Annotated in this window: 17 protein-coding genes and 1 tRNA gene; 6 read left to right on the forward strand and 12 right to left on the reverse strand. The window is 34.6% G+C overall.

Annotated elements, in window-relative coordinates; genetic code table 11:
* Positions 1-4 precede the first annotated feature (4 nt).
* Positions 5-442: a hypothetical protein gene (locus tag IJE64_RS03690; protein ID WP_292782199.1), complete on the forward strand. Its 438-nt coding sequence runs from the start codon at positions 5-7 to the stop codon at positions 440-442.
* A 196-nt stretch (positions 443-638) separates the two neighbouring features.
* Here IJE64_RS03690 and IJE64_RS03695 read toward each other — a convergent pair whose 3' ends face one another.
* The 4 genes from IJE64_RS03695 to IJE64_RS03710 all read right to left on the reverse strand — a co-directional run bounded on the left by IJE64_RS03695 (position 639) and on the right by IJE64_RS03710 (position 3690).
* A complete protein-coding gene (locus IJE64_RS03695; RefSeq protein WP_292782202.1) occupies positions 639-1355 on the reverse strand; it encodes a DUF4013 domain-containing protein in 717 nt (238 codons plus the stop codon).
* A 222-nt stretch (positions 1356-1577) separates the two neighbouring features.
* Positions 1578-2510: a transcription initiation factor IIB gene (locus tag IJE64_RS03700; protein ID WP_292782474.1), complete on the reverse strand. Its 933-nt coding sequence runs from the start codon at positions 2508-2510 to the stop codon at positions 1578-1580.
* A 44-nt stretch (positions 2511-2554) separates the two neighbouring features.
* Complete coding sequence (locus IJE64_RS03705) at positions 2555-2842, reverse strand: Gar1/Naf1 family protein (protein ID WP_342764987.1); 288 nt, start codon at positions 2840-2842, stop codon at positions 2555-2557.
* 110 nt (positions 2843-2952) lie between these two features.
* The gene (locus IJE64_RS03710) at positions 2953-3690 is read right to left on the reverse strand and encodes an RraA family protein (protein ID WP_292782209.1); all 738 of its coding nucleotides are present in this window, start codon (positions 3688-3690) and stop codon (positions 2953-2955) included.
* A 411-nt stretch (positions 3691-4101) separates the two neighbouring features.
* Here IJE64_RS03710 and dnaG point away from each other — a divergent pair, with 411 nt between their 5' ends.
* The 5 genes from dnaG to IJE64_RS03735 all read left to right on the forward strand — a co-directional run bounded on the left by dnaG (position 4102) and on the right by IJE64_RS03735 (position 7838).
* On the forward strand, positions 4102-5331 hold the full coding sequence (dnaG, locus tag IJE64_RS03715) for a DNA primase DnaG (RefSeq protein WP_292782211.1): 1230 nt from the start codon (positions 4102-4104) through the stop codon (positions 5329-5331).
* 109 nt (positions 5332-5440) lie between these two features.
* Complete coding sequence (locus IJE64_RS03720) at positions 5441-6046, forward strand: biotin transporter BioY (RefSeq protein WP_342764988.1); 606 nt, start codon at positions 5441-5443, stop codon at positions 6044-6046.
* A gap of 49 nt (positions 6047-6095) precedes the next feature.
* Positions 6096-6482 carry a DUF1284 domain-containing protein gene (locus IJE64_RS03725; protein WP_292782216.1) on the forward strand — a complete coding sequence of 129 codons (387 nt, stop codon included), beginning with the start codon at positions 6096-6098 and terminating at the stop codon, positions 6480-6482.
* Positions 6483-6549: 67 nt separating this feature from the next.
* Positions 6550-6621 (forward strand) — tRNA-Gln (locus IJE64_RS03730).
* A gap of 32 nt (positions 6622-6653) precedes the next feature.
* Positions 6654-7838 carry an ATP-grasp domain-containing protein gene (locus tag IJE64_RS03735; RefSeq protein ID WP_292782218.1) on the forward strand — a complete coding sequence of 395 codons (1185 nt, stop codon included), beginning with the start codon at positions 6654-6656 and terminating at the stop codon, positions 7836-7838.
* Here the strand turns inward: IJE64_RS03735 and IJE64_RS03740 are convergent.
* The 8 genes from IJE64_RS03740 to IJE64_RS03775 form a co-directional block, all read right to left on the reverse strand.
* Positions 7810-7959 carry a hypothetical protein gene (locus IJE64_RS03740; RefSeq protein WP_292782220.1) on the reverse strand — a complete coding sequence of 50 codons (150 nt, stop codon included), beginning with the start codon at positions 7957-7959 and terminating at the stop codon, positions 7810-7812. The genes IJE64_RS03735 and IJE64_RS03740 overlap by 29 nt on opposite strands.
* Before the next feature lie 147 nt (positions 7960-8106).
* Positions 8107-8793 carry a V-type ATP synthase subunit D gene (locus IJE64_RS03745; RefSeq protein WP_292782223.1) on the reverse strand — a complete coding sequence of 229 codons (687 nt, stop codon included), beginning with the start codon at positions 8791-8793 and terminating at the stop codon, positions 8107-8109.
* 27 nt (positions 8794-8820) lie between these two features.
* Positions 8821-10212 (reverse strand): V-type ATP synthase subunit B, encoded by a 1392-nt coding sequence (locus IJE64_RS03750; RefSeq protein WP_292782226.1) that lies wholly within the window; start codon positions 10210-10212, stop codon positions 8821-8823.
* A 2-nt stretch (positions 10213-10214) separates the two neighbouring features.
* Positions 10215-11957 carry an ATP synthase subunit A gene (locus tag IJE64_RS03755; RefSeq protein WP_292782230.1) on the reverse strand — a complete coding sequence of 581 codons (1743 nt, stop codon included), beginning with the start codon at positions 11955-11957 and terminating at the stop codon, positions 10215-10217.
* A complete protein-coding gene (locus IJE64_RS03760) occupies positions 11954-12271 on the reverse strand; it encodes a V-type ATP synthase subunit F (protein WP_292782233.1) in 318 nt (105 codons plus the stop codon). Before IJE64_RS03760 ends, IJE64_RS03755 begins: the two co-directional genes overlap by 4 nt.
* A complete protein-coding gene (locus tag IJE64_RS03765; protein ID WP_292782236.1) occupies positions 12268-13419 on the reverse strand; it encodes a V-type ATP synthase subunit C in 1152 nt (383 codons plus the stop codon). The genes IJE64_RS03760 and IJE64_RS03765 overlap by 4 nt, the downstream gene beginning before the upstream one ends.
* A 15-nt stretch (positions 13420-13434) precedes the next feature.
* A complete protein-coding gene (locus tag IJE64_RS03770) occupies positions 13435-14046 on the reverse strand; it encodes a V-type ATP synthase subunit E (protein WP_292782239.1) in 612 nt (203 codons plus the stop codon).
* A 13-nt stretch (positions 14047-14059) separates the two neighbouring features.
* Positions 14060-14551: a V-type ATP synthase subunit K gene (locus IJE64_RS03775; protein WP_292782242.1), complete on the reverse strand. Its 492-nt coding sequence runs from the start codon at positions 14549-14551 to the stop codon at positions 14060-14062.
* Positions 14552-14607 lie beyond the last annotated feature (56 nt).

The raw sequence follows: 14607 nt of genomic DNA on the forward strand, positions 1-14607 counted from the left end.
TCTTATGAATAGTAAAAAGACTTTTGGAATACTTTTCTTGATTCTAGTCCTGATTACTAGCGTAGGCGTCATATGCGCTAGTCAAGAAGTAGACTTTGCAGGAAAGAAATTCAATATTCCAGACAACTATAAACTTAAAGAATCAGACACTAATCTCGATGATGACGGTTTTGGATATCAAATTTATAGCTGTTCAGACAATATTGATGAAGACATTATTATTAACATCAATGTAAACACCCATCTTGGAACACTGAATCCGAATCCTGGTGAAGTAGAAAAGACCGTGAATGGTGTTGATGGATTCTATGACTCATCAAAAGGCACATTCACTTATGCTGATGGGGATTATCTAGTATCCATTCAAGCTCCGGAACAGCTACTTGAACAAATCGTTATTCAAAAATACGAAAACAGTTACGATGGACCTTACCAAGATTAATTAACGGTTTATAAGACCATTGTAAGAAAATCCATTGAAAAATTTAAGATTGGGGTTATTCCATAACCTCATAATTCTTTTTTTTTACAAATTAATTAATTTATAACAAAAGAAATAATTTCAACAAAATTTTGCTCAAAAAACAGTACATTTAACAAACTGATTTTAAAAAAAAAGAAAAAAAAGATTGGTTTGATTATGCTTCAGAGTATAATAAACCAATAGCTCTATTGTAGAAGAATACAAAGTAAACTGCAAAAATACCTAATAAGACACTACCAATAGTATTATTTAATTTACTGATTAATCCAATAATAAATGCAGCGATTAGTAATACAAGAACAATAACAATAACTGTTGCAATTATTTTACCTAATCCTACTCTGGAAATGTCTCCAATAGCTTCTCCAATAGCTAAAGCTTCACCTAAACTATCAGTTTTTGCTAATCTACATTTAGCCATAAAGTTAGCCAAAGCAAATATGATGACTAAGATTATACTGATTATGAGAAGTATCCAATTTTTAAGGAAAAGACCTAAAATTAAAATAATAATTGCTGGAATAATGTAATATACAATGCTAACAATAATTAATTTAATAGCATTTCCGATTTGTCTTCCGAGGTCTATTCCAGGACTATCAGATCTTCTTTCAATACCGAATTTTACAATGTCTAAACCGTATCCTTCAATCAAGAACAATACAAGAATAAGAACAATAAGTCCAATAATAGCCAATGCACTGAAAGTAAATCCAGCTAAACCTTTTGAAGAGACTGAAACTGCAGTTGAGACTAGAGTTGCACCTCCGATTAATCCTGCGATTATACTTAAAACTGCATATAAAACTAATGCTTTAATATTACTAAATGGATATGCTAAAGCATCTCCTATAATATCTCCTACACCCATTTTTTATCACCTTTTTAATTTAATTTATTATCACTCATATTAAAGAGTTATTTATTATATTATACATTTATATTATTTAAATATTAAGTAAAATAATAATTCTAAAATACCGATTTAATTAAAAAAAATCTTTTAGCAAATTTTAGAAAAAAAATGAATATTAAAAAAATAAAAAAAAGAATGATTAATCAGGCATTGCCTTAATTAATCAAAATGATGCAACTATAAAGTCACACCCATTTCTAACTGTTCTGTTAATTCCTTGTATCTGTTACGGATAGTAACTTCAGTCACGCCTGCAATATCCGCCACATCCCTTTGGGTTTTTCTCTCACCGAGCAAAACAGATGCAATGTATAGTGCAGCTGCAGCTACACCGGTAGGACCTCTTCCAGAAGTCAATCCCTTATCCATTGCTTTTTCAATTATTTCAATGGCCTTGGATTGCGCTTCACCGGATAAACCTAATTCAGATGCGAATCTAGGAACATAATCCACAGGAGAAGTAGGCGGCAGTTTTATATTCAATTCACGGGTCAGGAATCTGTATGTTCTACCAACTTCCTTTTTGGTGACTCTAGACACCTCAGCAATTTCATCTAAAGTACGCGGTACATTACAGCGTCTACATGCAGCATATAGAGAAGCGGCCACTACTCCTTCAATACTTCTTCCTCTGATTAATTTATTGTCTACTGCACTCCTATATACAACAGATGCGGCCTCCCTTACAGACCTTGGAAGACCTAATCTTGAAGAATCACGATCAAGTTCACTTAATGCGAACGCAAGATTTCTTTCGGTTGCACCGGAAATCCTGATTTTTCTTTGCCATTTTCTTAATCTGTACCATTGAGCTCTGTTTCTTGCAGGAATATCACGACCGTAAATATCTTTGTTTCTCCAATCAATCATTGTACTTAAACCTTTATCGTGAATGGTGTAAGTGATTGGAGCTCCCACTCTTGTACGCTTATCTCTTTGTTCATGGTCAAATGCTCTCCATTCGGGACCCATATCAACAAGATTTTCATCAATAACTAATCCACAACGAGCACATACAACTTCTGCTCTTTCATAGTCACCAATCAATTCAGTAGAACCGCATTCAGGACATACAGTTTGTTTATCTTGTGCATAATTATCATCTTGCATTTCTGTTGTTCTTGTCTTTCTACGTCCTCTTCTTGGCATTTCTTCTACTTCTTGTGTCGTGTTCTCATCCTCCTTTTTCTAGACTTTTTGGATTTCGGTTTCGATACAAACAGTTTTTCACCACAGTTTTTTGCAATTACATCTCTATTCGCTGATTTAAATAGGCGAACAGAAACATAGGGCTTTTTTGTTGGCCCGAATACATAGCCGACCTTACCTATCTTGTTTTTCTTGCTGTCAAAAACAACTGCACCTGGTGAGGGTGTCTTATCAGATCGCACTATTAATTTTCCAGAGTTTGCTATATGCAAACTTTTTCCTAAAAATTTCATAAAATCAAACTTAAAATCAAATCTGTATCATTTATATAATTAGAAATAGGTCATATATAAAGGTATCGATATATTTATATATAAATATTGATTTCTATTTAAATGTTTTTCTATTTGAGTCCGACAATTTCCGCCAAGGTTTTACCACCAGATATGTCCTTGATAATACCCGCCTCTTTTATCTTTACTGCAAGAGTGGCTTCCATAGTTTTTGCAAATAAACTTTGAGGAACAATGACAATGCCTGATTCATCACCCAAGAGAAAATCCCCAGTGTTAATTTCAATCCCCTCAATGGAAATAGTTTCGCCTAAAGTACCTAAACCTAAAGGAGATCCTGCATTTGGACAGAAGTTACTTGCAAATACTGGATAATCCATATCTAAAAGAGCATCCAAATCCCGTGCGGAACCATAGATTACAGTTGCCTTTATGCCGTTATCCCTGGCGCAGCTTGAAGCTAATTCCCCCCAAATTGCTTTATCATCACTGTCAACTTTAAAAAATAGAATGTCACCATCATTGGCTCCGTCAATAGCCTGGGCAGATGTTCCCCAGTCGTCAGATGATGTTTCAGCAGTGAAGATTCTTCCCCAAACCTTTTGATTGTTTATAGGTTTGATGGATTGGATTGTGCCTGACCTGGAAGTGATTGAATTATAGGCATCGGAAACCTGACAGGCGGACACTTCCTCAAGAAGTGAGATTAAATTAATATGTTTATCATAGTTTTTTCCATTGAATCTTAGATCATCAACGCTAACATCATTTAAATTAATTTTTTCTACATCAATACGTTTGTTTAAGCTTTTATTTTTATTTAAAACATCTTTCGGACTGATTGACATGACTTCACCAAATTTTTGTAACTAATATAATATTCTGTATTAACTTCTTAAAATATATAACAGATTTTATATATTAGTTCTACTAAATTTAATAATTGTAGTATTATAAGAATACTTTACATATTATTATACGCTCATAGAGTTTATTACATTATTATTATTACAATTATTATTAATTTAATCAAAAGACAGGAGAAAATCAAATATTAAGGAATTTGACAGTTAAGAAGTTTATAAATTAAAAATAAAATCATTAATTAGTAAATCATAGAAAACCTTAATAAAAACTCTCCCAAATGTATTAACTCTTTTTTAGTGTATAGTAGACAATAAGTTTATCGTATAATTTATGCACATTTACTTAGTATAACATAAATTATCCCGATTAAATTAAGCTTAGGAGGCTTAAAAATGGGAAAAGGTGAAGAATTAACAACAACAAAATACTTAATCCATGCTCAGATTACAGCTAATGGAATTGTTGAAAAACCTGATGTTGTCGGTGCAGTTTTCGGACAGACTGAAGGTTTGCTCAGTAATGATTTAGATTTAAGAGAGCTTCAAAGAACTGGAAGAATAGGTAGAATTCAAGTTAACATCCGTTCCAATAGTGGAAGAGCCAAAGGCGAAATCGTAATTCCATCCAGTTTAGATAGAGTTGAAACCGCCATACTCGCTGCATCTCTCGAAACAATCAATCGTGTTGGTCCTTGTGAAGCTTCAATTCAAACTTTAAAAGTTGAAGACGTAAGGGCTGTTAAAAGAGAACAAGTTGTCAACCGTGCAAAAGAAATTTACAAAAACATGGTTGAAAGTGTCGGTCCGGCCAGCATGAAAATGATTGAAGAAGTAAGGGAAGCTATGAGAGCTCACGAAATCTCAGAATATGGTGACGATCGCTTACCTGCAGGTCCTAGCATCCACACATCCGATGCAATCATAGTTGTAGAAGGACGTAGCGATGTATTGAACCTACTCAAATATGGCATCAAAAATACCGTAGCCGTTGAAGGCGTGAGCGTTCCGCAATCTATTGGAGATTTAAGTAAAAAAAGAACCACCACTGCATTCGTGGACGGAGACAGAGGCGGAGAGCTAATATTGAAAGAACTCTTGCAAATCGGTGACGTTGATTATATTACACGTGCTCCAAAAGGAAAAGAAGTGGAAGACCTGGAAAAAGATGAAGTATTGGTCGCACTCAGAGACAAAGTTCCTACCGCACAATTTTTAGCAACCAACAATATTTTCTCAGAAAATAAAAGAGATAACAGAAGACAAGACAGACGTCATAAGAAACAACAAAAATTCTCCAAACGTAACCAACCACGTGTTGAAGAGCCTGTTGTCGAAGATGATGAAGTCACCTTAATGAAGGATATGCTAAAAGAATTCGAAGGCACAGGCAACGGAGCAATTTTGGATGAAGCATTGAATATGACTAAAGAGGTTGAAGTAGAAGAAATCTATGAAGAAATCAAAAACATAGACGGATCTGCAGATGCCGTTATTTTCGATGGTGTAATCAGCCAAAGATTGGTTGACGTCGCATCACAAAAAGGAATTAAGAAATTAGTCGCATTCAATTCCATGAATATTGTTAAAAAGCCAAACAATATACAGCTAATTACAATTGACTGATGAGAATCTTTTTATTCTCATTCAAAATTTTTTAAAAAAAAGATAAAACTAAATAATATTGTGATATACATATTATATAGGATTCGGAAATTGGAGGTAAAAAATGAATATCAATATAGATAATTATTACAGTACTAGGAAAAATGTTTTTGAAAGAATTCAAGATGCCAGTACTGCAACTAAGTTACTCATGTCATTTATGATGGCTTGCATCACTGGTATAATGGCTCAAATCGTTATTCCGCTCCCATGGACTCCAGTTCCTATAACTGCACAAACATTTGCAGTATTATGTTCTGGTTTATTTTTAGGTAAAAAATATGGTTGTTTAAGCCAAATCCTATATATAGTGCTTGGAATTACCGTCATCCCCTGGTTTGGAGGAATGACCGGTGGCTTAGAAGTATTTTTAGGATCTACTTTCGGATTCTTTATAGGATTTATCATTGCTTCATACTTCATAGGATACATTACTGAAAAATATGCAAAAGCACGTAGTTTTTCAAGAATGGCAATCGTTATTGGAATCGCAAACTTTGCATTGATATACATTCCAGGATTAGCTGGGCTTGCATTATGGTCAGCTATCACCCAAGGTGCAACATTAAGCGTTGTCGACCTTTTGATGATGGGCCTCATTCCATTTATTGCAGGAGATATCGTGAAAATATTAGGTGCTGCTTCAGTATCCAAAGTGTTTTTACCGAAAGACTAAAAAAAGTTTTTAAACTTTTTTTCTTTTTTTTATTATTTTTTTGATTTAAATGAAACTTATTTTAAGAGGACATCACTTATTATGTCTTAAAGGATTTCAAGGTTACGGTTATGATGAAAATTTCATCAAGAACATAACCAACATTAACAATGAAATAAAACTCAACACAACTGAAATCATGCTGGCCAATTCTGCAGACGACATTTGCAACTCCTGTCCAAATTTAAAAAACGGCCTTTGTGAAAATGAAACTCATGAAAAAAAGATTGTTGAAATGGACAATGAAGTGCTAAAAAAATTGGACATCTCAAAAAAATATAATGCAATCGAATTATTTGAAAAAATCGATGATATTTTTAATACAAAGGAAAGTGTCTCCAAAATCTGTTTTAACTGTATTTGGCACGAAAAATGCTTATTTTACCAAAAATTATAATATAACCGATAGCTTTAAATACTATATATTAAAGATATATTATTGTTGTAATTTTGCAACAAACTATAGTCCCGTAGGGTAGTGGTAATCCTTCTAGGCTTTGGACCCGGAGACGGCGGTTCGACTCCGCTCGGGACTATTTTTTTAACTAACTATTTTTATTGATACTTTATGAAAAAGCTATTGCTTATTGGAATTGATACAAGAAGTATGCTTAACAGTGCACTAAAATTAAATTATGAAATATTTTCCGCAAGCTACTTTTCCACTTCAGACACTCCCCAAATTGAAAATCAAAAAATCATCATTAATGAAACTGATGGGGAGAGCTGTGGCATTTTTGAAGATCAATTCAATAGCGGAGCCCTTTTGGAATTAGCTAAAGATTACCTTGATGAAGTAGATTATATCATTCCCATTTCCGGTGTTTCCCCATCTAATTTTTCAAAAAAACACCAAAAGAAGATTTTAGGAACTGGAAATGTCAAAAATATTGAAAACAAATACAAGTTCTATAAAAATATCAAAGATGAATTTTTAACCCCTAAGACTTTTTGCATAAATGATATGGATGAAGCCATTGAAATAAACAAGAATTATGAAGACATTCAATTTATTTTAAAACCTCTTTGCGGAAGTGGAGGGTATGATATAAATCTCCTAGAAAATGATAGTGATATTCAACTAAATGGAAAGCAATTCATGATTCAAGAATACATCAGTGGAATCAATGTAAGTTCATCAATTCTTTCATCAAAAGATGATGCAAAAACAGTGATTAACACAAGATTGCTTACCCAACATGACTTCCACAAAAACAATGATTTCGTCTACATTGGGAATATCCTGCCATTAACCGATGAATCAATAATGGCTGAAGTAAAAGATATAGACCAGGTTAATAAAACAATGAATCATACATCAGAATATTTGGCTCGAAAATTCAACTTAATGGGATCAAATGGTGTTGACTACATCCTTAATGAAAATGGATTATATGTTATAGAAATCAATCCTCGAATTCAGGGAACATTTGAGTGTGTTGAAAAGTCATTAGAAATTAATATGCTGGATGCACATATCAAGGCCTGTCAAGGCGAAATCATAGAAATTCCAGAACCTAAATGTTATGCCTATAAAAAAATTGTTTATTCCCCAACAAGAATGAAATATGAAAAAATCGATTTGAACAATATTTTTGACCTGCCCCATATAGGTTCAATTACCGAAAAGTCAGAGCCATTGCTTACAATAATTGATAAAGATGAGGATTTTGAAAAATTATATGAAAAAGTAGAATCATCTAGCCAAAAAGTAAAACAAGTAGCTAGAAAAAGCCAACCAGATGTAAAATAAATAATATTACTCCCAATGTTATCATAAAAGTAGTAATAATCATGGCACGAGTAATCCATATAAACAATTTTGCTTTATGATCAGGGTCTTTCATATATTGGTCAATTGGATTTCTTCTCATTTTTTACACCTTATTTAAAAATTTCTAGTAAAAAATTTTTTTACAGTAACTTGATTACAAAAACCATTTTCAAAAATAAATAATTAATACAACTTTAAAATAAAAAAATAATAAAAATAGAAGAAAATGAAAAGTTTAGAGAAAAATTTAAGCTTCTGCATTAGAAGCTTCCTCTGCTTTTGCAGCTGCTTTTTCATTCTTCTCAATTGTTGATCTAATCATTTTCAATCTAACGAAGTTTTCCCTTTCCATTTCTTGGAGTCTCATATCAATATACTTTTCAGTATTTTGGAATCTTGGAATCATAATGTGTTCCAAAGCATTTACCCTACGTTTAGTAGCTTCGATTTCTTCAGCGAGTAGGAAAATGGTTTTTTCCACTTCACCCAGTTCGATTAAATACTTAACAGATTCCTCGAATTTTTTAGCAGCTTCGTCTAATTGAATAGTAGTATCAGAGAAACCGTAACCCCTGTCAATAATGGACCTTTCTTCCATTTTAACATCAGTTACAGGTACTGCTACACCCATAACACTTCTTGAAGTAATCTCAACATCAATAGATTCTTTAACAGATAATGCTGCTTTTCTAACAGCCAAATCACCCATTGCAATTTGAGCTTCAAGTAAAGCATCATTTGCTTCTTTTAGACTTAATTCTGCATTTTCACGAATACCTTTGACACGATCCAAGATATCAAAAAACTCTTTAATTAAAGCATCTCTTTTTTCTTTGAGTAAACCATGCCCTTTAACAGCAAGTTTAGTCCTGTTTTTAAGAGATAACAATTCCATACGAGTTGGATTAATTCCATCTATAATATCTTGTGCCATTTAATCACCTACATTACTGTAATGAGATTAGTCATCTTTTGGAAGGTATTGTTCAACAAATTCTTCTTTAACCCTTTTGAGTTCTGCTTTAGGTAAGATTTTAAGTAAACTCCAACCAAGATCTAAAGTTTCAAAGATTGTTCTGTCTTCATCTTTACTTTGGGTAATGAATTGGTCTTCAAATGCTTGAGCAAATTCTAAGAATTTTTGATCCCTTTCAGTAAGTGCTTCTTCCCCTACAACCGCAACGAGGTCTCTTAATTCACGACCTTCTGCATAAGCAGAATAAAGTTGGTCAGATACACCACTGTGGTCATCCCTAGTTTTGTCTCCACCGATACCACCACTCATCAAACGAGAAAGTGAAGGAAGTACGTCAACAGGAGGGTAAATACCTTTCCTTGAGATTTCCCTACTTAATACGATTTGTCCTTCGGTAATATAACCGGTTAAATCCGGAATTGGGTGAGTAATATCGTCTTGAGGCATAACTAAGATAGGCATTTGAGTAATTGAACCTTCTTTACCATCAATACGTCCTGCTCTTTCATAAATACCTGCAAGGTCAGTGTACATGTAACCAGGGTAACCTCTTCTTCCAGGTACTTCTTCTCTTGCTGCAGAAATTTCCCTTAAAGCTTCACAGTAGTTAGTCATATCTGTTAGGATAACCAATACTTGCATGCCTAAGGTGAATGCATAATATTCAGCTGTGGTTAAAGCCATTTTTGGAGTCAAGATTCTTTCAATAGCAGGGTCGTCTGCTAAGTTCATGAATACTGTTAATTTTTCTAAAGCTCCAGTACGTTCGAAATCTCTCATAAAGAAGTTAGCTTCTTCATTTGTAATACCCATAGCTGCGAAAATTACTGCGAACTCGTCGTCAGCACCTAATACTTTAGCTTGTCTTGCAATTTGTACAGCTAAATCGTTGTGAGGTAAACCAGATCCTGAGAAAATAGGAAGTTTTTGTCCTCTTACTAATGTGTTCATTCCGTCAATGGTAGAGATACCAGTTTGAATAAATTCTTCTGGGAATTCACGGGAAGCTGGGTTCATTGGAGCTCCGTTAATATCCAATTCTTCATCAGGAATAATTTCAGGTCCGCCATCAATAGGCTTACCAATACCGTTAAAGATACGTCCCATCATGTCTCTGGATACACCGATTTTAGCGGTTTGACCAGTGAATCTTGTTTTGGTATCTTTAGTGTTTAGGTCATTAGTTCCTTCGAAAACTTGAATAACAGCAACATCTTTAGTTACTTCAAGAACTTGTCCACTTCTTTTTTCACCAGTAGGTGTTTCAATATCTACAATTTCATTGTAACCAACGCCTTCTACTCCTTCAACAACCATCAAAGGACCTGAGACTTCAGATACAGTAGTATATTCTCTAGTTTTAATATTTGTATTCATTTTTAAGCCTCACTGCATTGTTTAGTAATTGCTGCTTGAATTTCTGCAATTTTTTCATCAAATACATCTTGTGGGATGTATTTCATTTTACCGATTTCTTCTTTAACAGGTAAAGCTACAATATTTGCAATTGGAGCTCCTCTGTTAACAGCTGCAAGAGATTCTTTGTAGAATAAAAGGATTGTTTTTAACATTTTGTACTGTTTATCAGGTGCACAGTATGTATCTACATCATCAAATGCATTTTGTTGCAAGAAGTCTTCTCTTAACATACGGGTAGTTTCTAAAGTAGCTTGGTCAGCTTCAGGTAATGCATCAGGACCAACCAATTGTACAATTTCTTGTAACTCGGATTCTTTTTGTAATAAACTCATAGCTTGGTCACGAGTTGCTCTCCAATCTGCAGCTACATTTTCAGCCCACCAGCCTTCAATACTGTCTACGTATAATGAATAACTTTGCAACCAGTCAATTGAAGGGAAGTGACGTTTATCCGCAAGGGATGCATCTAATGCCCAGAACACTTTACAGATACGCAAGGTGTTTTGTGTAACAGGTTCGGATAAGTCCCCACCAGGAGGAGATACCGCACCGACTACAGAAATAGATGCTACATGTGGTTCAGTACCTATAGTTTCTACCCTTCCAGCTCTTTCGTAGAATTGAGCTAACCTGGATGCCAAGTATGCAGGGTACCCTTCTTCCCCAGGCATTTCTTCTAATCTTCCTGAAATCTCCCTCATAGCTTCAGCCCATCTTGAGGTTGAGTCTGCCATAAGTGCTACGTCGTAACCTTGGTCACGGTAGTATTCAGCAATAGTAATTCCAGTATATACACATGCTTCACGAGCTGCTACCGGCATGTTAGAAGTGTTTGCAATAAGAACAGTTCTGTCCATCAATGGGTTTCCAGTTTTAGGGTCGTCAAGGAATGGGAATTCAGTAAGTACTTCTGTCATTTCGTTACCACGTTCTCCACATCCAATGTATACAACGATGTCTGCATCTGCCCATTTAGCTAATTGTTGTTGTGTAACAGTTTTACCTGATCCGAAAGGACCTGGAATAGCTGCTGCCCCACCTTTAGCTACAGAGAAGAAAGTGTCTTGTGCTCTTTGACCAGTTACCAAAGGTATATCAGGGTCTAATTTTCTAACATAAGGACGGCTTCTTTTTACAGGCCATTTTTGGAGCATTTGTACTTTTTCACCGCCAACTTCAGCAATATCCTCTAATATAGTGTATTCGCCTTCAGCTGCAATTTCAGTGACTTCTCCTTCTAGAGTTGGAGGAACCATGATTTTGTGTAAAACTGCTGTGGTTTCTTGAACTTCACCAAGCACGTCTCCACCTTTTAAAACATCCCCAACTTTAGCTACTGGCTTGAATAACCATTTTTTCTCTTTGTTGATAGAATCTACATCAATACCTCTTGCAATAAAATCACCAGACTCTTCTCTGATGATTCTTAAAGGTCTTTGAATTCCGTCAAAAATGGAACTCATTACACCAGGACCAAGTTCAACTGACAATGCTCCGCCAGTACATTCAACTACTTCACCCGGTTGGATACCGGCTGTTTCTTCATATACTTGGATAGTTGCGGTGTCACCTTCAAGCTCAATGATTTCACCAATAAGCTTCTCGTCACCTACCCTAACCATCTCAAGCATCTGAGCCCCTCTCATACCATCTGCGACAATAACAGGCCCAGCGATCTTAATAATATTTCCTTCAATAATCATTTAACCATCTCTACCCCGATAACTCTTTTAATAAGGTCATTTATTTGATCAGATGAACCTTCAGAGGACCCATCCTTATCAGGTATTTCAATTATCATAGGTAAAACATCAGAACCAATTTTTCTACTAGTATAATCTCTGATTTGATTTGCCATTTCTTGTGTAATAATAATAATTGAAATTTCGTCTTCTAAAAATTTATCAAAAGCTGCAATAGCTTCTTCTGAAGTATTAACTACTTCTGCTTGCTTGACACCACCCAATCTAAATCCTGAAACGGTGTCAATATCACCAATAACTGCTACTGAACTCATATTAACATCTCCATGATTTTAGAATTAGGGAAGTCTGCTTCTCTTTTTGCTCTTGCAATGATTTTTAAATTTTTAATTTCATTTTCTTTTTGACTTAAATAACCAATAATTGGACCAATACCTAATGGTTTTTTAGATGCTAAAGATTTTGAATATTTAGAAGCGTAAACGTCTAATGCTTTTTCGAATACTGCAACTGAACCTGTTTCATTGTAAACAGGCATTGCATCGGCTAATGCATCAGCATATTTTGTTCCCTCTAATCCTGATATCACATTGGTAACATCAGGGGATTCCATTAAATCTTTAAGTTTCCATTCACGTAATTGGTATCCTTCTTCTAATATATAAGGAGAGATTGCATCGTAGTCAAGGCCATCTTCTTTTGCCCTTATAATTAGTTTAAGATTAGCTACATCGACTTGTGTTCCAACATAAGAATATAATATTTGTTTGTTTTCATCGGAAGGAACATCAGTGGAACGTAATAATTTGCCCAAATAATATTTATCTAAAGCGGATTCCAATGGAAGAATCATTTTAGTATCTTCATATTGTGGAAGAGCATCTTCTAAAGCTGTAGCATATTCTGTGTTATCTAAACTTGTGACTATATCAGTTACATTATCGGCATCAACTAAAGATTCTAAATCACCATATAATGATCCGCGAGGAATTAATAATTCCTTAGTTTCTTCAGTTGTAAGGCCTACCTCTTTAGCAGTTAAAAGACTTTTAATGTTATCTATATCTGCTTTTTTAGACATTACGACAAATGGATCTTTAATGTCTTTAGGAGCTAAACCTGCGATAAAGTCATAAGTATTAGCACGTTCTACATCTAATGCTTTATCAAGAGGATATTCATCTAAAACATCAGCATAATCAGGAAAACCTCTAAGGTAGTTTTCAACTTCCTCAACATCATTAGTTTCAATGAGTTCAGAAATTTGCTTTTCATCAAAGAGTCTTCCTTTTCTAGCTCTTACTCTTGCACTTGGGTTGAAATAAGGATAAATGTCCAAAATTGGTCTAGATGCAATAATTACAACAATCGCACCAACAATAAGCACTGCAACAATACAAAAGACAAGTGTTGCCTCCGGTGAAAGTCCAAGAGCGCTTAGTGCTGTACCATTATCTACCATAATTTATCCTCCTAATTATTTAAATAAAATTTCTGCAACTTCACTACGTAATGCACTTTTAAATCTATCTAATCTAGCTTCAATAGTATTATTTACTTCAATATCTCCATTACTAGTTTTTAAGATAGCTCCACCAATGACATCTATAGGTTCACCTAAAGTGAATTTAATGCCACCTAATTCAAAGCTATCAGATGAAGATAAATCTTGTTTAAATTTATTTGTATCGGCTTCGTTTAAATGGATAATTAAATCATCATGTCCAATTTCATTAGCAGCCTCTTGAATCATTTTGGCTAATGAATCTTTATATTCATCATCCCCATCAGCTGCTTTTGCTTTTAATTCTCCAGTTGCTTGATTGAAAGCCGCATCGATTACTTCTTCTTTAGCGCCTAATTTTGCTCTACGAGCATTCATCTTAGCTTCAGAGATAATTTGCTGATATCTCATATCAGATTGTTTTTTACCGTTTTCTAAAATTTTAAGCTTTTCTGCTTCTGCTGTCTTTTCAGCTTTTGCTGTGATTGCTGAAGCATCAGCATTTGCATCTTGAATGATTACATCAGCTTTCTCTTGGGCTTCAGACATAATGCTTGAAACAATTTTATCTGTGCCTGAGCTCATATAAATTGCCTCCTTAACCGGCCAACATTCCACTGAATACCATAAGCAAGATAGCAATCAAGAAACCGTAAATAGCTTGGGTCTCTGGCAATGCAGAGAAAATAATACCTCTAGCAAACATGTCGTTGTCTTCAACAACAGCTCCAACGGAGGATGCTGCTGCCATACCTTGTCCCATACCGGAACCTAAACCAGCAAAACCAATTGCTGCACCGACACCAATAGCTACAATACCAACATTAATGTCCAATTTAGTTAAGTCACCAGCTAATAAACCTGAGAAAACTAATAACAAAATTGCAATCAAGAAACCGTAAATAGCTTGGGTCTCTGGCAATGCAGAGAAAATAATACCTCTAGCAAACATGTCGTTGTCTTCTGCAACTGCACCTACAGAACCTGCAGCTGCCATACCTTGCCCTAAACCAGAACCTAATCCGGCAAAACCAATTGCTACTCCAGCACCAATAGCTGCTAAAGCAGTACCTGTAATTTCTGCTACCATATTTAATTCACCTTTTGAATAATATTGATTTTTAATAATTTAAATTATGTAAATGA

It is taken from the genome of Methanobrevibacter sp., assembly GCF_017409525.1.
Taxonomy (GTDB): domain Archaea; phylum Methanobacteriota; class Methanobacteria; order Methanobacteriales; family Methanobacteriaceae; genus Methanocatella.

Bases quoted from the DNA above. Each gene is read 5' to 3' on its own strand.
- IJE64_RS03690 (WP_292782199.1), top strand. From the start codon at position 5: ATGAATAGTAAAAAGACTTTTGGAATACTTTTCTTGATTCTAGTCCTG.
- IJE64_RS03695 (WP_292782202.1), bottom strand. From the start codon at position 1,355: ATGGGTGTAGGAGATATTATAGGAGATGCTTTAGCATATCCATTTAGT.
- IJE64_RS03700 (WP_292782474.1), bottom strand. From the start codon at position 2,510: ATGCAAGATGATAATTATGCACAAGATAAACAAACTGTATGTCCTGAA.
- IJE64_RS03705 (WP_342764987.1), bottom strand. From the start codon at position 2,842: ATGAAATTTTTAGGAAAAAGTTTGCATATAGCAAACTCTGGAAAATTA.
- IJE64_RS03710 (WP_292782209.1), bottom strand. From the start codon at position 3,690: ATGTCAATCAGTCCGAAAGATGTTTTAAATAAAAATAAAAGCTTAAAC.
- dnaG (WP_292782211.1), top strand. From the start codon at position 4,102: ATGGGAAAAGGTGAAGAATTAACAACAACAAAATACTTAATCCATGCT.
- IJE64_RS03725 (WP_292782216.1), top strand. From the start codon at position 6,096: ATGAAACTTATTTTAAGAGGACATCACTTATTATGTCTTAAAGGATTT.
- IJE64_RS03735 (WP_292782218.1), top strand. From the start codon at position 6,654: ATGAAAAAGCTATTGCTTATTGGAATTGATACAAGAAGTATGCTTAAC.
- IJE64_RS03740 (WP_292782220.1), bottom strand. From the start codon at position 7,959: ATGAGAAGAAATCCAATTGACCAATATATGAAAGACCCTGATCATAAA.
- IJE64_RS03745 (WP_292782223.1), bottom strand. From the start codon at position 8,793: ATGGCACAAGATATTATAGATGGAATTAATCCAACTCGTATGGAATTG.
- IJE64_RS03750 (WP_292782226.1), bottom strand. From the start codon at position 10,212: ATGAATACAAATATTAAAACTAGAGAATATACTACTGTATCTGAAGTC.
- IJE64_RS03755 (WP_292782230.1), bottom strand. From the start codon at position 11,957: ATGATTATTGAAGGAAATATTATTAAGATCGCTGGGCCTGTTATTGTC.
- IJE64_RS03760 (WP_292782233.1), bottom strand. From the start codon at position 12,271: ATGAGTTCAGTAGCAGTTATTGGTGATATTGACACCGTTTCAGGATTT.
- IJE64_RS03765 (WP_292782236.1), bottom strand. From the start codon at position 13,419: ATGGTAGATAATGGTACAGCACTAAGCGCTCTTGGACTTTCACCGGAG.
- IJE64_RS03770 (WP_292782239.1), bottom strand. From the start codon at position 14,046: ATGAGCTCAGGCACAGATAAAATTGTTTCAAGCATTATGTCTGAAGCC.
- IJE64_RS03775 (WP_292782242.1), bottom strand. From the start codon at position 14,551: ATGGTAGCAGAAATTACAGGTACTGCTTTAGCAGCTATTGGTGCTGGA.